Origin of the sequence: Pseudoalteromonas sp. 1_2015MBL_MicDiv, from assembly GCF_002407505.1 — a bacterium.
Taxonomy (GTDB): Bacteria; Pseudomonadota; Gammaproteobacteria; order Enterobacterales; family Alteromonadaceae; genus Pseudoalteromonas; species Pseudoalteromonas fuliginea.
In genome coordinates this window covers 528,813-548,233 of record NZ_CP012737.1, presented here as the reverse complement: position 1 = coordinate 548,233, position 19,421 = coordinate 528,813, and the positions used below count along the sequence as shown (strand labels likewise).

Below are 19,421 nucleotides of genomic sequence, written 5' to 3'. Positions count from 1 at the left end.
ACAATTATTTAATTACAGAGAATTTATTTCTATCCCATTACTATCTTTTTCTGATAGTAATGGAGTCCCCGATATTGGCCACTTAATATCTAGAACTTTATCATTCCAAGCAATTGATACCTCTGACTCCGGGTGATAATAATTTGTGCACTTGTATACAAATTCAGCTTCTTCACTCGTAACATAAAAACCATGAGCAAACCCTTCTGGAACCCAAAGCTGGCGATTATTTTCAGCGCTTAAATAAATACCAACCCATTTCCCGAATGTCGCAGAGTCTTTACGTATATCTACTGCAACATCAAAAACCTCCCCTGAGATCACACGTACTAATTTACCTTGTGTGTTCTTCCTTTGAAAATGTAGACCTCTAAGTATGCCTTGTTTTGATTTAGAGTGATTATCTTGCACAAATTGTGTCGGTTTTTTTGTCACTAGACTTTCAAATTGCTTTTGATTCCAAGTTTCCATAAAAAAACCGCGATCATCTCCAAACTTCGTTGGTTCAATAATTTTTACATCCGCTATTTCTGTATCTATTACTTTCATAAAAAACCTATCTATTGATATTTTTTGAGTGCTTTCAATGCTGCATGCCAATCGCTTTGAATAATACTAAAGTCAGAGGCTATTTTGGAACAATCAAGTTTTGAGTTGGCAGGACGTTTGGCTGGTGTTGGGTACTCTGCAGTTGTAATCGCGTTTACTGCGATAGGAGAATTAATCATCTTATTAGCTAAAGCACTCTCGAATATCTGCACTGCAAACTCTTGCCAGCTAACATATGGATACCCTGTGTAATTATATACCCCGTAATGATGACTACCCTTTTGTAGCTGCTCGGCGATATCAATAATTGCAGCAGCTATATCACCTGCATAAGTTGGCCCGCCAAACTGGTCACCAACTACACCTAATGTTAAACGCGTTTGAGTTAAACGAAGCATTGTTTTCACAAAGTTACTGCCGTACTCACTAAAAACCCATGCAGTACGTAATATAATGTGCTCATCGCAGGCTTCTGCTACAGCTTGCTCTCCTGCAAGTTTAGTTTGCCCATAAACGCATTGCGGTTTTACTGTATCACTCTCAGTATATAAACCTTCTTTATCACCGGAAAAAACGTAATCAGTTGAAATATGAAAAATTACAGCATTAATCTCTTTAGCAATTACAGCTAGGTTTTTAGGCCCTTGGCAGTTAATCGCATGAGCTATACTTTGCTCAGACTCAGCCTTATCTACTGCTGTGTAGGCCGCAGCATTAATAATAACATTTGGTCTAAACTCAGTTACAATCCGATTAACCTCTTCAGAATTAGTGATATCTAACTCTTTACGGCCTAATGCTAAAAAGTCCATTGCAGGCATAGCGGTTAGTTGTGCAATCAAACTACTCCCCACCTGGCCATTTTTACCAGTAATAAGTACTTTCATTACTTTTTCTCTTTGGCCAAACGATTTAGGTATTGCCCATACTCATTTTTCAACATTGGTTTAGCTATTTTAAGTAACTGCTCTGTACTTAACCAGTTATTACGCCATGCAATTTCTTCAAGACATGCCACTTTCAAGCCTTGCACATTCTCGATAGTTTGTACAAATGACGAGGCCTCATGGAGACTCTCATGAGTGCCTGTATCTAGCCATGCAAAACCACGCCCTAGTAATTCAACATTTAGAGTACCATCATTTAAGTACATCTCATTTAATGTTGTTATTTCAAGCTCTCCACGATGTGATGGCTTTACTTTCTTTGCAAATTCAACCACGCGATTATCATAAAAATAAAGCCCAGTTACTGCATAATTAGACTTCGGCTTTTCTGGTTTCTCTTCAATAGATACTGCCTTCATATCCTTGTCGAATTCAACAACACCAAACCGCTCTGGATCTTTAACTTGATAACCAAATACAGTTGCTCCTGTATCTCGACTTGCAGCGTTTTTAAGCGTTTTACTAAAAGATTGACCATAGAAAATATTATCGCCAAGTACTAAACATACGCTATCGTCACCGATAAACTCTTTACCAATTAAAAATGCTTGAGCTAATCCGTCTGGTGACGCCTGTACTGCGTAACTTAGATTTATACCATAATCACTACCGTCACCTAATAAGCGCTTGAAGCTTTCATTATCTTCCGGCGTGGTAATTATTAATATATCGCGAATGCCTGCTAACATTAATGTTGATATTGGATAGTAAACCATCGGCTTGTCATAGACTGGTAATAGCTGTTTTGAAACGCCACGCGTTAATGGATAAAGGCGTGTACCAGAACCCCCAGCTAAGATAATTCCTTTCATGTGTGTCTCCTAATTATTCTATTGTACCAAGGCGTTGGCGCTGGTATGAACCATCTTGCACATTTTCACACCACGAACTATTATCTAAATACCATTGGACCGTTTTACGTAAACCAGTTTCAAAGGTTTCTTCTGGCGTCCAAGCTAATTCATTTTGCATTTTTGATGAGTCGATTGCATAACGCCTATCGTGGCCAGGGCGGTCACCTACAAAAGTAATTTGTTCTGCGTATTTTGTTTTCTTAGGTACTAGATTATCTAAAATACTACAAATAGTTTGTACTACCTCAATATTTTGTTTTTCATTATGCCCGCCAATGTTATAGGTTTCGCCTATTTTACCTTCGGTTACTACTTTATAAAGAGCCCGTGCATGATCTTCTACATATAACCAATCACGGATTTGATCACCTTTACCATATATAGGCAATTTTTTACCTTCAAGGGCATTTAAAATAACTAAAGGTATTAGCTTCTCAGGAAAATGAAAGGGGCCGTAGTTATTTGAGCAATTTGTAATTATAGTAGGAAAGCCATAGGTGCGAAGCCAAGCACGCACTAAGTGGTCGCTAGATGCTTTACTCGCTGAATACGGGCTACTTGGTGAATAAGCCGTTTGCTCGGTAAATAATGGCAGCTCTCCTTCCTGCTCATCTGGATGAGGCAAATCTCCATAAACTTCATCCGTTGAAATATGGTGGAATCTAAATACTTCTTTCGCATCAATTTCTAAATTATTCCAGTAATTACGCGCGGCTTCTAATAAATTATAAGTACCTACGATATTTGTTTGGACGAACTCAGCTGGACCAGTTATAGAGCGATCAACATGGCTTTCGGCCGCTAAATGCATCACAACATTTGGCTTATACATTTTAAAAATTCGATCTAGCTCTACACGGTCACATATATCAACTTGTTCAAAAATATTACGCTTGCTATCTTTTACGGACTCAAGTGACTCTAAGTTGCCTGCGTAAGTCAATTTATCGATGTTAATAACTTCATCTTGCGTATTGTTTATAATGTGGCGAATTACCGCTGAGCCAATAAAGCCAGCTCCGCCTGTTACTAAAATTTTCATACTACCTACTTTTTTCCGTTAAAACTTAACGACCCATCCCAAACATCACGGTCTTAATTGTCAACAATAAGATTTTTATATCTAACATACTGGAATGATGCTTAATATAATGTATGTCGTACTTGTGTTTCCAAATTGCATCTTCAACCGATGCACCATACGGATAACTTACTTGTGCAAGCCCTGTAACACCGGGCTTAACTGCATGGCGAAAACGGTAGTAAGGTATTGCTTTCTCTAAATCTTTTATAAATACTTCACGCTCTGGTCTTGGCCCAACTATAGACATAGTCCCTTGCAGCACATTTATAAGTTGTGGTATTTCATCTATTCTTGTTTTGCGAATGAACTTTCCAACCTTTGTCACGCGTGCATCATTTTCACTAGCCCACTGAGCGCCATTTTTTTCAGCATCATTACGCATTGATCTAAATTTATAAACTTTAAATTCTTTGTTGTATTGACCTGTTCGCTTTTGCCTATATAGAATATCTCCAGGACTTTCTAACTTTATAAATAAGGCTGCTACAACAGAAAGTGGTAACGTTATTAGTAGTAGCAATATAGCACTCATTATATCGATAGTACGCTTTGTTATTTGTGTACGTTTATTCGATAAAATGGAAAATGCCTTTTGGTGCAAGAAGTAACTACTATGTAATAATCGTACTTCAGTATACTTTAGTCTATCATCCAAATAGCTCACTAATGGTTCTACCCAGGCACCACACTCTGTCGCATTTACTAAATATTCACGTTGCTCTTTTGTCAAATGTGCTCCTCTATAATGACAAATTACTTTTTCAGTAAAATCAATTATAGAGTAGTCATTAATTACTAAATCAAATGAATGCTCATTAATTATTTCAGTAATATTACTAACACATTCATCTGGACAAAATACATAGATTATATTTTGTTTCAACGCTTCTTTTTTTGATTTAAAACTTTTCGTTAACAACATAAATTCCAATTAATCTAATCAATAACATGTATGTTATTTAAAATTTACTTTTCAGACATGCAATTAATTACATGTATAAATTCAGAGGCACTATGTTAACTTTCTTCTAGAAAAGTACATTAATAGTGTAAATACTATAGACAGTATGCCACCCAAAAACATGCCTAAGATACAAATTAAGGCTCGTTTAGGCCCTGACTTTTCTTCTGGCACTAATGCTGGATCTATAGTTTTAAACACATATTCGTCTCTAACATTTGCAAACATGATAGTTTTTGTTTGCTCTTCAATTAATTTAAATAACATAGTACGTATATCGGCTATTTTTGTTTTTTCTAATTGTTTAGTTAAAAATTCAGTGCTTTTATTTGCCTCAGCAACATCACGTTTTTTCATCTCTGAATTAATATCGTTTATTAACCAATTTACCCACTGCTGAGCAATGACCGGTGACTTATGCTGTATTGAGAGTCTTAGCATACCTGTTTCTTTATCTGTGTTTAATGTGATGATTTCCCTAAACTCTTTATAAGCTTCTTGCATTGAGGGCTCTGGTTTTTTTGGTGCTTTTACATCACGTACCCATGTATTCGTATCAGGGTTATAAATTTCAGTATTAAAATTTAACGTATTACTTTCTAACTCCCATGAATCTACAGCGAGTAAATAAGGCAATAAATTATGTTTTTTAATAAATTCACTAGTAAACTGACGAGATTTTAATATTTCGATAGCCAGTTCACTTTTATTACTTGATATGCCACCTAAATTAACTCCAGCTAAGCTAGCTAATCCACCAAATTGACCAGCCAGCCCACCTAAACCGCCATTTTTCTCTTGCTCTGCAGGAGCCAGTAGAGCTTCAGATTTATAAATATTTGGTTGATTGATTGCATAAAATACCGATACGACAGTAAATAGGAAAGTGATAGTAATAATAATCCACTTCCCTTGCCAGATCGCACTGAATAGCTCTCGTAAATCAATCTGTTCATCAGCATTTTGATAAGCGTGTCCTCGCTCATTTTTCTGCATATAATTATTTAAGTCATTTTCCATATCAATCTCATAAAATTAGCTATTCGCTGATCATAATTCTAAAAACAGCTCGAACTATTTATTCTTAAAGTTTATCTAATAAATGGAAGCCTGAATTCCACTAAAGACTACCAATCGCTGCAACTGCTACACCAAGCTGATAAAGAATCTGCGTTGCAGTACTCCAAAGCGTTAGCTTATCCATGTGTCCTGCATCCATTGGTATTACTATTGTGTCACCTGGTTCTAACTGGTCAGCATTATTTGCTGCAAACCAGCCACCTGTATTAGGGATTTTTACTGAACCATTGGCTTTAATAATATAAATACGGTCTTCAGCGGCACGCTCTTTAAGGCCACCACTTAGCGCTATATAATCGTCAACACTAACACCTGATTTATACAGATGTGATGTTGAGTAGTTAACTTCACCAATTACGCTGATTGAATCGCGCTTGCTTGGTACATAAAGTGTATCGCCATCTTGTAGTACCAAGTTTTGCTGATTATTTACAATTAAAGGTAAATCAATTACTAATCGTCCTACGGCTTCTACACTAGCGAGGTCGTTTAATAGTTTGTTCATTTCTTCATAAGAAAGTGTGCTACTGCTTACCGAGTTTTGGAAGCTCTTAGAAGCTATATCACGGCGAAGCTCTGTAGATAAGCGTGCGAGTTGTTTTTCCTCTTGCTCTTTAATCGACGTACGGGTAAATACAGCTGCTTTTTGCTCTGCAAATTGTGAAAAACCACCGGCACGTTCAAGTAATTCGGTTAGCGTTTCACCTCTGCGTATTGTATAAGTGCCCGGAAATTTAAGCTCGCCTTTTAATTCTACTTTTACGTTTTCTTGCCAATTTGGAATAGCGAATACGTTTATACTGTCTTTGCTTTGTAACGTGATATTACTTTGAAAGTCGCCCTTCATGGCGCTTTCAAGGTCAAATCTTAAGTGTTCTATTTTAGAACCATCACTCGCTACTATTCGCGTAATTTCAGCTTGTTTTATGTATGCTGACTCCAGCAAGCCACCTGCTGCTGTTATTAAATCACTTACCTCACCACCAATCATTAGTGGATAAATACCAGGGAAAGTAACGTTTCCGCTAATCTCAACTAATTGCATTGCTTGCTGCACTGATGCTTGCTGCTTAAATTTAGCAATAATTGGCGCTAATAAATTATGGCGGCTAAATAACGCGTAATCTTCAGGTTTGAGTTCTTGGTCTTCTTCTTCTTTTGCTTTGCGCTTAGAAATTTCAGCAATAGTGAGTATTTTATTGTCTTCAAGAACAAGTTCTTCGTCTTCTTGATTAACGCCAATGTATTTTTCGAACTCTTTTTGTTCAAACTTATGCCATTGCTCTGCTTTTTGTTGCTGCTCTTGTTGCTCTTGACTAAGAGCCATATTTGCTAGAGTTGATTGCTCTAATTCTTTTTCTTCAAAACGACTAAATACAACTATCTTGTCATTAGCTTGAAGTTGTAAGTTATTTTCAGGATTTTTAATAATCGCTTGAGCAACGTCAAATTGGTGTGCTTCTATATCGCCGTTTATATTTATTTCGCGGATTACGAGTCCATAGCTTAAATCGGCTTGCGGTAGTAAATCACCACGTACTGATTTAAGTACATCTGAAATGCGCTTGCCTTGATGCCACTGATAATTGCCTGGGCGCGCTACAGCACCAATTAAGCTAACTGAGTTTTGATATTGCGAGCTAACTGAATTAAAGCGAATACGGTCGCCATCTTGTGGAATATAGTTAATTTGCGATTTTGAAAAATCTACCGAGAGTACTTCTTTACGATCGAAGTTAAAGCGCTCTACAATTGCACTTTTGGCATAGGCATTTGGTTTAAGGCCTCCGGCCATTGCTAATAACTGCTTAGCAGATTCACCTTTTTTAAGTTCAAAGATAGCTGGGCGTTTAACCGCACCTTCAACTCTTACTTGAGCGCCAACTGATGGAATAAATACAGCGTCGCCCGGCTTTAATACGATGTCGTTACTGCTATCGCCATTAATAAGTAAATCGTAAAGGTCAAAATTTGCTACAACCTTGCCTGCTCGCTTAACTTGAATATTACGAAGAGAAGCAATATCAGACACGCCACCGCTCACAAATAATGCGTGCGAAACGGTTGTTAATGAAGAAACGCTGTAGCTACCTGGCTTGTAAGCCTCTCCTAGCACTAAAATACGCATGCTACGAAGCTGACCAAGTGATACAAACGCTTTTACACCTATTACCTCTTGCTCTACTTTTGCATTAATTAACTCTTTTACTTCAGCAAAAGTAAGGCCAGCCACTTGAACTGGACTTAAGTCAGGAATATTAAGTCGCCCTTCACGGTCAACGGTTATGTCGAAGCTTTCACTTTCTTTACCATAAAAATTAATTCTTAGTTGATCGCCGCGTCCAATTAAGTACGTATCAGGAACCGCTGCATTTTCACTTGGCATGAATGTTGTAGGTTCACCTGCAAATAACGCATAACCAAAAGGCTTTATTTCGTCTACTTTTGGTTTAAAGCGCTCTTCATCTGTAAGCTGTTCCGGCTCAGATTCTGAGCGTTGGCCGATAGTCAGCTGTTCAGTTTCAACCTGTTCGCTTGATTGATTTGTACCTGTGATTGTAGATAAGTCAACACCGTACTGTTTTGCGAGGGCTTCTTGTTGAGCTTTAGGTAACTTTTTAAACTGCTCCAATTGTGACGCTGTTGGCGTAAAAGCCAATGCACTAAAACTGCACAATAGAACAAAAGCACTAATAAATTGTGTAAATACTTTCACGAGTAGGTATATCCCTAGGTCTACAACCAAAATTGGTCGCCATAATACATTATTTAGTAGCAAATAAAAAAGGGACTTTCGTCCCTTTTTGTCACTTAAATGTCATTTCTTTAGTTACATTGGTTAAAAACTGTAAACTAACGTGAATGACGTTTCAGTATCAGTGCTTTCTTTATCATCAGCAACATCTGAGTTGTTGGTAACATTAAAAGCAACTTTCATTTGTAATGAGCCATTAATTTTTGCAAGTAGTGCAGTTTCTGAACGCGTTTTAGTGTTTGTATCACCATACTCCACTGCAATTAACTGAGTAAAGCGCGCATTATCAGAAATCTTCCAGTTATAATCTAACTTACCTAGAGCAATCACCTCACCTTCAAACTCACCAGCAAGTAAATCGCCGTTGTCGTCAATTTCAGTGCTGTCATCTGGGTATTCGAAATATTTATAACCTGGACCAATTTCAGCACTTAGCCACATGGTTTTTTCGTTTAATAAACGTAAACCATAACCAGCAGAAATTACTGATTCACTTCGGTATGCGCCAAAGTAATCTGACACGTGTGAACCATAAATGAATAAGTGAGCATGCTTTTCATTTAATTTGTAATTACCTTGCGCAGAAATAGAGTATTTTTCGTTGGTACGCTGCTTATCTTTATTACCGTCAGCATCTTCAACTTCATCTTCTTTGAAGATTCCATCGATTTTATACTCGTTGTTCCAGTTTTCTAGATTGTGCTGTACTTTAATACCACCTTTAAGCGTGGTTGTTTCTGTATTACCACTGGTAATAATAGCACCAAGCTCACTGGTAACTTCCCACGTTTTTTGCTCTGCATCTTCGGCAAATGCGTTAGTTGCAGCAGAGGCTGCAACTAACATTGATAAAAGCTTTAATTTCATTAAAAAAATAACCTATTTAAAATTAGTCTTGCTTGTGTAAATGAACATCCATTTGTGGAAATGGAATTGAAATGTTTGCGTCGTCTAATGCAATTTTAATATTTTCCATTAGCGAGAAATATGTTGGCCAGTAATCCGCACTGTTAACCCAAGGACGCACTACAAAATTAACACTCGAATCACCTAGCTCAGATACAGCAACTGTATAAGCTGGGTCTTTAAGTAGACGTTCTTCTGCATCTAACACTGATTTTAATACTTCTTTTGCTTGACGTAAATCAGCATCGTAACCAACACCGATAACTAAATCGATACGACGAGTAGACTCACGTGAGAAATTAGTAATAGCACCCGACATAATTTGTGAATTTGGCACAATTATTACTTTATTATCTGGAGTGCGTAGTTCAGTTGAGAATATTTCGATTTTTTTAACAGTACCCATTTTACTACCAGCTTCAACAAAATCACCTGATTTGAATGGACGAAGTAAAATAATTAGTACGCCAGATGCAAAGTTAGACAATGAACCTTGAAGCGCTAAGCCAACAGCTAAACCTGCGGCACCTAAAATAGCGATGAATGACGTAGTTTCAATACCAATTTGCGAAAGTGCCATTAAAATAGTGACAGCAAATACAAGTGTATACACAATGCTTGAAACAAATGAGCCAACCGCTTTATCTACGTTCTTTTTAGCAAAACCTTTTTCAGTTAAGTTAGAACAAAACTTAGCAATACGACTACCAAGTAAAAAGATAACAAGCGCAACAACCGCCTGTATACCGTAATGTAAAATTAGGCCTGAGTTTTCGTTCAGCCAGTTTAATATTGAATCCATAATCACTCCAAATAGTTTTCATTAAGCGTTTTTCCAGCCAACATTATACATTCATTTACAATTTATTCTCAAAAAACAATGAATTTTCACTATAAAAAACGCTATGTTTATATAAATTAATATATAAAATCGACAATATGTTTCATATTTATTAAGTATTTATCGTTTTTTTAGAAGGTATGCGCTGTTTCTTAATCATTCGCACTTACTAATAAAGAAAGTAAGACTTAAATATTTCTTCTCCCTTTACTAATCTCGTTCGTTACACGTTTTGCCCCCAGTTAAATGGCCTAAAGTAGCCATATTTAAGCACTAATCAATCACCATCTTACATACTGTATTTTACGCATTAGTTATTTTTTTTGATTTTTTTCACTTTTAGGCTTCACAAGATTTATTATTTTATGTATTATGCGCGCCACACCAAACAAGGTGTGTTGTGGCGGTTGTAGCTCAGTTGGTAGAGCCCCGGATTGTGATTCCGGTTGTCGCGGGTTCAAGCCCCGTCAATCGCCCCAATTTTTCTCCTTTTTTATTTTTTGTATAATCATTTTCATATTATTTCCCCAGTAATTTTAAATAACTAAAAATACAATCTATTACCCTCTGCATTTACTTGTCTGAACAGCTAGACCAGTGCTAAACCTATTTTATTAAAACATGACTAATTTACCGAATTAAATTACTCTAAAACGTTGTTAAATTTTATTTAGAATAACTAATACCAATTCCAATAAATAGCTGATCTATTTTACTTGCTAAAACAACCCATTTCTTTGTTGTAAATTTCGCAAAGGGAACAACCATTTACATCAATTTACGCCTAGAACTGAATTGTTTTTTCGGCGTAAAATTTAGAACACATACTTAATGGAATTGGTATAAATAACGAAATTTATGCTTTGTTATCAAGCTGTTTTATTATCGCTATAATAGGCCACTAATTTTATGCTATTGATTTAAAAAGCTGGAAGATATTAATATTTACATTTTTGAAATAATGTTTTCATTTGCTTTACATGCCTATAAAAAGTGCTAAATTATTACCTACTACCATCATTTTATTAGGGCTTGTTTATCTTTCGAGGTTAGATTTGCAGCGGCGTGTTTGGTTTTAAATAAGGCCCGTGAGCATGATTGGGCAGCTTTGCTCGGTTTTGATTTATTCTTATAGGGATGTAAGCCATTAGAGTAACGCAGGAGCAGTTACCGAGCCCACTAAGCTACAAACCTTGCGCCGCGATTAAGTCGCCCCTAGATAGAACAAATTTCAATCCGCAAAGGTCAACTGACCCTAATGGCAATAAAGCAAAAAATTTCTTATAGGATATTCGATAAAACATGATTAAACAGGCTCTAGCACATTTACTGTGTGGTTTTTTAACTGTAGTTAGTGTTAGTGCTCTGGCTAAAAATGACGAAAGCTACGCTAAATTGTTAACTGAACTACAACAATTAATTTCTGATCATAAGTTTCAACAAGCCTACAAAATAAGTCATATTGAAAATCAATATTTAGGCGAGCCTGCTTTTGACTTTTTATTAGGGATTTCCGCACTTAAAACAAACCAACCAGCTACAGCAGTCTTTGCTTTTGAACGTGTAGTTGAGGCAAGCCCGCAATGGTACGAAGCTCGCCTACATTTAGTTCGAGCTTATTTAATGGTTAAAAACTTACCCGCAGCAGATACTCAAGCGCTAATACTTATTAACGCGGCTAATACACCTAAAAATATAAAAACGAGCGCGCAATCACTACTTGATGCTGCCATTGTTGAACAGCAACGTGCAGGGCGCTCTTATACACAAAATATTCAACTGGCTTTTGGTGTGGATGACAATGTAAACGCAGGCACAGCCGAAGATACTATTATCATACCTAATTTAGGCGAATTTTTACTGTCGCCAGACAGCAAAAGTACTGATGATAACTATATGCAGCTTAACTATAGAGGGAGCTATTCTCATCCTCTGGACCAACAAAGCTTATTAACGTTAAGTGTTAATACTGCATGGTATAAGTTTGAAGCGTTAGAACAATATGACCGCGTTAACACACACATAAATGCAGCTTATAAACACAAACAAGATAAGCTAAGTTGGTATGTACAAGCTGGTGTAACACCATTAATACTTGATGGTGAACTTTATAGAACAGAATCGTCGCTCGTAACAGGGGCTGATTTTAAATTATCTAAAAAGTCTCGCTTATTTGGGGCTGTTTCTTTTGGTGTAATGAATAATAAACTTGATGAAAAACTCGATAACACATTTATTGCACTAAACGCAGGAACTAGTTATGTATCTCAACGCTGGTTCCAAAGTGTGAGTATTAATATCAAAACTGAAAATGCGGATGTACCTGCGGGTAAATCAAATAGTCGTAATATACTTGGCATGTATTATCAGGCTAATTCTCAGCTTGCTGAACATTGGCAACTACTAACACTTGCAGGATATCAGTGGATTGATTACCAAGATGAACATCCTTTATTTTTAAAAGACCGTGAAGATAATTTACTGATGCTTACAAGCACCATACGTTATTTAATAAACGACGATTTAGCTATACAACTGGCGGCCAATTACCAAGATAAAACCAGTAATATATCTTTATTCGAATATGACCGCTTAGATGTTAATTTAAGCGTTTCTTACTCATTCTAATTTAAGGTACTTATGAAACTTTTACTCCCTGTGATAACAACCTTACTTTGTGTGAGTTTTAATGCACAAGCCGTCAATCCTGCTGGTAAAACGATTCTTGCCCGAGGTACTGTTTTAGCTCTAGATGCTAACTCCGAACAGCAAAGACAATTAAAACGCAGAGACACTGTATTTGGTGTAGATCGCATAACTACTGGTGAAAGAAGTAAAGCTCAGTTTTCAATGTCTGACGGTGGCTTGATTGCGCTAAAAGAGAATTCGGTGCTCAATATTGCTAATTATGAATTTGATAGTAATACCCAACAAGGTTCTGCGTCAATTGAGTTACTTAAAGGTGGTTTGCGTTCGATTTCGGGAGTGATTAAAAAAAATGGTGGCTCTTATAGCGTAAAAACCCCTGTTGGATCTATTGGTATTCGCGGTACACATTTTGAAGTTCAGTTGGTTGAAGGCGATGTGTTTTTAGCTGTTTGGGACGGCGCAATAGATTTAACACTCGAAAACCAGCAAGTTCTTTCTTTAGGCAGCGATGAAGCATTTTCCTTTGCGCAAGTAACGTCTTCTGGTGAGGTATTCACAAGTATTAGTGCGTCGCGCGTTTTTGATCAAAATATAACAAGTATCGATAGCCCAAGTGAAAGTGAGGAAGAAGAAAGTGAGCAACAAACGGCTACTGCCTCGCCCGATCCTGTTACTGAGATTGTAGTAGAAAGTAACTTTGATTCAGAGGCAGTTATTATTGCTGATGTTTATTCTGAACAACAATATCAAACGGTTAGTGATGCATCTTTGGTTGATCAAATAGCACAACGCCAAGGCGTTTTTAACTATCAAGCGACAAGCTTTGGAGTGAATTCTAGTTTAGGTGCAGTGACTGACTTTGCAATGACCATGGCGGTTGATTTTGATAATGGTACGGTACCCGAGGGTGAAATTAGCTTTAGCGATACTGGTGGTAATTGGTATGCAGCTTACAGCGGCTTAATAGATATAAGTAAACTTGATTTAGCTGTTACCTTTGCATCTCATGGTAATAACAAAGCGGCTGGCGATATTGAGGCGATTTTTTTGAATGGTTTAGATACGATTACCGGCAATTTTAATCTCAATGAAATAAATAATCCTAATGTAAATGCTAATGGCTCCTTTAGGTTAGAACCATAAACACATTGGACACAGCGCTTTTTATTATGGAGTATTTAAAATGATAGCAAAAAATATATTTTTGCTTGGTGCCATGGCGTTTATATTAAGCGCCTGTGGTGGCTCAGAAGGCACCACTGCACCAGAAGCTTCACCAAGTTCGAGTAACGAAGCAACACCTCAGCCTATTTCAAGTAACCTCAACTTAACGGGAGTTACTGCTAGTAATCAATCGACCAAATTTAAAGTTTCAGGTGTTTCGACGTCAAGTAGAGCATTTGTTAGCGATGTAGTTGCTAATTCACAGGCTGATATTATATTTGCGCAAAAAAATGAAGTTGTGCAAGGTAATGTAACGTTTTCACTTGCGGTTTCAGATCCCGATGGTATTGCTACAGTAAGCTTGGTATTACCAAGTGTAGATAAAAGCATCGCACTTTGTTCTGAACTATGTGGCTTAAGCTTTGAACAATCAATTATTGGCTTTAACCCTTATTTTTATGGTGAAAAAGCGGGCGATCTTCGTTTAGAAATATGGATAACCGATAATTTAAATAACCAAGTACTTGCTGACGCGACTACATTTAGCTGGCAACCCCATCAAATTGAAGGCATTACGGCGCAGCGTAATGATCAAAGTATTGATCTTTCATGGCAAGCCAATTCAGACCTCAATCGCTATAATGTTTATTTAGCAACTCAAGCTGGTGTGACTCCTGAAAATATTAATACGCTCGAAAATGGGCAACAATTTCTAAGCTTATCCAATTCAGCTTTTAGCTTTGATGGATCGCTTGTTGATAAAAGCTATCAAATACTGATCACTGGCATTGATGGCAGTGGCGAAAGTGGTTTTGCTGAAGCAATAAATATAGCCCCTATTGGTGGAGAACTAAATTTTGCCCCGAATGCGCAACCCGATCAATTTCAAATTAATGAAGATGAAAGCTTACAAGGCAATGTAGTTGCTAATGATACCGATCAATATATGGGTGAATTGCGCATAAATTTAGATGCGCTAGTGCAACCACAGCACGGTACGTTAAATATAAATGAGTCTGGTGAGTTTAATTACACACCAACGGCCAACTTTAATGGTGAAGATGCTTTTAGCTATCAAGTGGTTAATGAGCTTGATATGACAGACATCGCTGTTGTTGAAATTGTTGTTAATCCGATAAATGATGCACCTATTGCACTTGATAACAGCTATAGCATTCCACTTGATGGTAATTTGAATATTGCATCACCAGGCTTACTTGCCAATGATAGTGATATTGATTTAGATAGCTTAACGGTTGATACCTCACCTATCACAGAGCCAAAAAGAGGACGTTTGACTTTACGCGCAGATGGTAGCTTTGAATACCTTGGTGAAGTAGATATGCGCGGGGAGGATAGCTTTCAATATCGTATTGTTGATAGTCAAGGTGAGCAAGCTATTGCCAATGTAGTTATCATCGGCGCAGCTGAAAATATGCCACCGATTGCGACTAACGATAGTTATAGTTTAAGTGAAGACAGTACATTAGTTGTTGAAGCTATTGCTGGTTTACTTAAAAATGATACAGATCCTAATAATGACAACTTTTTTGTTGATGAAAACCTTATTGTTGGGCCTGTTCATGGCCAATTATTACTTGCAACTGATGGTAGCTTTACTTATATACCCGATGCTAATTTTTTTGGTGTAGATCAGTTTCAATATCAAATAATTGACTCTCAAGGTGCTACAGCTCAAGCCAGCGTAATGTTAACAATTAATAGTGAAGCTGATAATCCGATTGCCCAAAATGATGAGTATTTATTCAGACCGAATAAGTTGCTTGAAGTTAACGTTGAAAGCGGCCTGCTAGTTAATGACATTAATATTGAAAGCGGTGATCTTTATGTTAATACCGTACCGGTTGTGGCTGTAAAAAATGGCGAGCTTAATCTTAATACTGATGGCTCTTTTACTTATCAACCGAATCAAAATTTTGTAGGTGTTGATAGCTTTACTTATTTAGTTTCAAATGAACAAGGCCTTGCGGCGAGTGCTCAAGTAATATTAAGTAAAAGTGGTGTGAATACTTTGCCAAGTGCAAATAATGATACCTTTACACTAAATGAAGATAGTCCAGCGACGTTACTTGATGTACTGGCTAACGATAACGACTTAGATGGCGATGTAATTAGTATATCTCGTATTGAAAACACGATTGGCCAAGCTGTTATTGTCGATAAAAAAATAGAATTTACACCACCAGTCAATTTTAATGGTGATATAACGCTAACTTATAGTATTACTGATGGAAACACCTTAGAAAGCACCAATGCTAATGATACAACCGCAACAGTAACTATCACGGTTATCCCAGTAAACGATACGCCTATTGCGAACGCAGATACAGCAACAATGGCCGAAGATGCCGCCCCACTACTAATTAATGTGCTCGCCAATGACACCGATATTGACGGAGATACCTTAACAATAACCTCTGCAGCTACTGACTTAGGGTCGGTATTAATTGTTGGTAATCAACTTCAATATACACCTGCTATAAATAGTTATGGCGCAGCAACCGTTTTATATTCTGTAAGTGATGAAAACCAAGGCACTGCCTCGGCAAGTTTGTCGATTACAATCACACCTGTAAACGATGCGCCCATTGCAAATGCTGATACAGCAATAATGGCCGAAGATGCCGCCCCGCTATTAATTAATGTGCTCGCCAATGACACCGATATTGACGGAGATACCTTAACAATTACCTCAGCGACCGCCGACTTAGGATCGGTATTAATTATTGGCAATCAACTGCAATATACACCCGCTGTAAATAGTAATGGCGTGGCAGCCGTTTTATATTCTGTAAGTGATGGAAACCAAGGCACTGCTTCGGCAAATTTGTCGATTACAATCACAGCTGTAAACGATGCACCTACTGCATCAAATCAAACATTTAGTGTTAGTGAAAATTCGACAGACGGTGACGTTGTCGGCACCATTGTTGCCAGCGACATTGAAAACGAAAATTTAAGCTACACACTGGTCAGTGGCGACATAGGTTTGTTTAACATTAACAGCAGCTCTGGCCTATTAACAGCAAGCGGCCCGAGCCCTTTTAATTATGAAAATGCGACTCAGCATTTGATAACAGTAGCAGTTACCGACGATGGTACTCCTAATGAAACAACTTCTATTAATATTACTGTTAATGTAATTAATGCTGACGACTACCTCATACCTGTCGAAAATGAAACTTTTGGACGCCCTGTGACTGGTGAGTTAGAGCTGTCTAGTGTTTTTTCAAACGGTGAATTTAACGACAGTATTGAGTTAAATAATAATCTTTATTTTGTTGGGTTTAGTCAAAACACAGACCAAGATATTGTCATCGCTTCATATACTAATAATGGTGCGGCCAACAATGCGTTCGATGAAGATGGCATAAAAATACTGGATTTAGGGCACGATGAAAAAGCAACGGCCATAATTTCAGGTGGCGGTGACTTGTTTATCGCCTTTTCTAGTTTTGATGGTACCAACACCGAAGCATGTTTATTAAAAATGAGCGTTACAGGCGTGATAAGCAACACCTCAGGTGACAATAATTCAGGTATTCACTGTACCAAAATGGCAAGTACGCTGGTTATTAATGATCTTGAATTTAGCGACAATAAAATTCAAGCTGTTGGCAAACAGTTTAATGGTAATGACGATGATAGTTTATGGATAAAATATGACATTTCGACATTAGCTTACGAAGCGTCTAGCCCTAAAATTAAAGATGTAAGTGGTCAACAACGCGATGATGAAGCATTTGCCATTAAAAACTTTAATGGTTCTGATCTTATGGTTGTGGGGAGTGTTACCAGTGCAAACGGTGATAAAGATGCATTAATCCGTTACCTTATTTCAGATGGTGAAAATAACGGTAATTTTAATGATTATAATGCACTTAGCATCGATTTATCTGGGAATAACACCGACGATGAACTCTTTGCACTTGGCGGTTTAAATACAGCTGATTTTACCGCCTTTGTTGGCGGATATACCACTCGCCATTCAGGTGAAAAAGAAGCTGTTGTTCTCGCTATTGATAAAAAAGGCGATTTGGTAACGAGTATAGGTAATCATGGTATTGCCGTTTATGACATTGATGGTAATACAGGCACTGGCAATGGTGGTACTGAAATTACTGGCGTAAAATATGAACCTATAAATAATCAAATTACTTTATCGGGCACAACGGGAAAAGGTAAGACTGAAAAGCTGTTTTCTACGCGTATTTTAGCAACCGATGGGGCACTTGATGACACCTACGGCATTAATATTATTTCGGATATTAACGGTAAACAAATAGCTAATGCTGCAACAATAGATTTAAATGATACGCTTTGGGTATCAGGCATCAGCGATGATTCAAGTAGTCAGCCATTTATTGTAGCAATAGACAATCACGCGGCATTGTTTACTGGCTTAGCAGGATCTGGTTACCTTACATTGAGCAACTTAGGGACTGACTCTAATGATCAATCAAAGCAGGTGATACAGCTTAGCCATGGCACCCATGCTGGTAAATATATTATCGCATCAACAGCTCAGCAAGGCTCCGTAATTAAACTAGTATTAACGCGCCTGACCGTTGCCGGGCTGTTAGACACTAGCTTTAGTGAAAGTGGGCACAAGCAAATTGCAATCGACTTAAGTACATCTAATTTTGCATTAATTGAGCAAAATGATGGCAAACTTATTATCGCGGGTTCGCGTAAAACTGAAAATAATGAAGAAGGTTTTGTAGCAAGAGTAGATCAAAATGGTTATTTTGATACAGACTTTGCAACAGAAGGGATTTACGCCACTACAGCCGTAACGACGCAGAAGCTCAATCTAACTGACGCAGCACTGGATAACGATAACGATATTATTGCCGTAGGCTCGTTAACAGTGGCAGATACACCGAGCTCATTTGTTATGAAGTTAACGCCAGAAGGCTCACTGGAGAGCGACTTTGGTAACAATGGTAAAATTATTGGAACCGCTTTCGAATCCTATAAAACTGTTTACATTGATAATAGCGATAAAATTTTTATTGGCGGAAAAGTTGTTTCGGGTTCTGATTCTCAGATACTAGCAGTAAAGCTAAGTGTTGATGGTGAACGCGAATTTAGCTATATAGACTCTGTAATGAGTTTAGATAACGACGATAGAATAGTTAAAATATTTGCTGATACCTTAAATAATCTGTATTTAATTGGTAATGAAACGAATACGCCAAACCAAGCTGTCATTGTTAAATTATCATCAGCAGGAATAAAAGAGACTAGTTTTGCTGAAGGTGGAGCTGGGCAGTACATACTGACGCAAACCGGTGACACTAAGGTAAAAGATGCCGCGCTTGATAGCATGGGTAACATTGTACTAAGTGGTATGGGTAATAATAAAGGTGTGTTAGCGCGCATTTTAAGTAATGGTGTATTAGATGGCACATTTGGCCACAACGGTGTTGGTTTTTACAAGGCCGAGCAATGTGCAAATGAACAAGTATTTACATCAATGATTTTACAAAGTGATACCCAAGTTATTGTTAGCAGCACCTGTAATAACGGTACTTCTAATAATATAAGTGCATCTAAGTTCAATTTTTATGTTGATGGAGTTACACCTTAATTTATGAGAGTTGAACT

At 37.4% G+C, this 19,421-nt stretch carries 12 protein-coding genes and 1 tRNA gene; 4 read left to right on the top strand and 9 right to left on the bottom strand.

Features of this window, described 5'->3' with window-relative positions:
• Positions 1–12: 12 nt before the first annotated feature.
• The 9 genes from rfbC to AOR04_RS02355 form a co-directional block, all read right to left on the bottom strand.
• On the bottom strand, positions 13–549 hold the full coding sequence (gene rfbC, locus AOR04_RS02395) for a dTDP-4-dehydrorhamnose 3,5-epimerase (RefSeq protein ID WP_096792417.1): 537 nt from the start codon (positions 547–549) through the stop codon (positions 13–15).
• A gap of 11 nt (positions 550–560) precedes the next feature.
• The gene (rfbD, locus tag AOR04_RS02390) at positions 561–1,436 is read right to left on the bottom strand and encodes a dTDP-4-dehydrorhamnose reductase (RefSeq protein WP_096792416.1); all 876 of its coding nucleotides are present in this window, start codon (positions 1,434–1,436) and stop codon (positions 561–563) included.
• Positions 1,436–2,308 (bottom strand): glucose-1-phosphate thymidylyltransferase RfbA, encoded by an 873-nt coding sequence (rfbA, locus tag AOR04_RS02385; RefSeq protein ID WP_096792415.1) that lies wholly within the window; start codon positions 2,306–2,308, stop codon positions 1,436–1,438. The genes rfbD and rfbA overlap by 1 nt, the downstream gene beginning before the upstream one ends.
• A 13-nt stretch (positions 2,309–2,321) precedes the next feature.
• On the bottom strand, positions 2,322–3,392 hold the full coding sequence (gene rfbB / locus AOR04_RS02380) for a dTDP-glucose 4,6-dehydratase (RefSeq protein ID WP_096792414.1): 1,071 nt from the start codon (positions 3,390–3,392) through the stop codon (positions 2,322–2,324).
• Positions 3,393–3,417: 25 nt separating this feature from the next.
• A complete protein-coding gene (locus AOR04_RS02375) occupies positions 3,418–4,356 on the bottom strand; it encodes an exopolysaccharide biosynthesis polyprenyl glycosylphosphotransferase (RefSeq protein ID WP_096792413.1) in 939 nt (312 codons plus the stop codon).
• A 90-nt stretch (positions 4,357–4,446) separates the two neighbouring features.
• A complete protein-coding gene (locus AOR04_RS02370; RefSeq protein WP_096792412.1) occupies positions 4,447–5,415 on the bottom strand; it encodes a Wzz/FepE/Etk N-terminal domain-containing protein in 969 nt (322 codons plus the stop codon).
• A 100-nt stretch (positions 5,416–5,515) separates the two neighbouring features.
• Positions 5,516–8,191, bottom strand: a complete 2,676-nt coding sequence (locus AOR04_RS02365) for an SLBB domain-containing protein (RefSeq protein WP_096792411.1) — start codon at positions 8,189–8,191, stop codon at positions 5,516–5,518.
• A gap of 123 nt (positions 8,192–8,314) precedes the next feature.
• Entirely contained in the window at positions 8,315–9,097 is a 783-nt protein-coding gene (locus tag AOR04_RS02360) for a DUF481 domain-containing protein (RefSeq protein ID WP_007376723.1), read from the bottom strand.
• A gap of 22 nt (positions 9,098–9,119) precedes the next feature.
• Positions 9,120–9,938: a mechanosensitive ion channel family protein gene (locus AOR04_RS02355; RefSeq protein WP_008133554.1), complete on the bottom strand. Its 819-nt coding sequence runs from the start codon at positions 9,936–9,938 to the stop codon at positions 9,120–9,122.
• A gap of 442 nt (positions 9,939–10,380) precedes the next feature.
• Between AOR04_RS02355 and AOR04_RS02350 the strand changes: the two genes are divergently transcribed.
• From AOR04_RS02350 to AOR04_RS02335, 4 genes are all read left to right on the top strand, one after another.
• Positions 10,381–10,456 (top strand) — tRNA-His (locus AOR04_RS02350).
• 823 nt (positions 10,457–11,279) lie between these two features.
• Positions 11,280–12,605 (top strand): DUF2860 family protein, encoded by a 1,326-nt coding sequence (locus tag AOR04_RS02345; protein WP_033038706.1) that lies wholly within the window; start codon positions 11,280–11,282, stop codon positions 12,603–12,605.
• Positions 12,606–12,617: 12 nt separating this feature from the next.
• Entirely contained in the window at positions 12,618–13,769 is a 1,152-nt protein-coding gene (locus tag AOR04_RS02340) for a FecR family protein (RefSeq protein WP_096792410.1), read from the top strand.
• A 40-nt stretch (positions 13,770–13,809) separates the two neighbouring features.
• Positions 13,810–19,404: an Ig-like domain-containing protein gene (locus AOR04_RS02335; protein ID WP_096792409.1), complete on the top strand. Its 5,595-nt coding sequence runs from the start codon at positions 13,810–13,812 to the stop codon at positions 19,402–19,404.
• Positions 19,405–19,421: the final 17 nt, after the last annotated feature.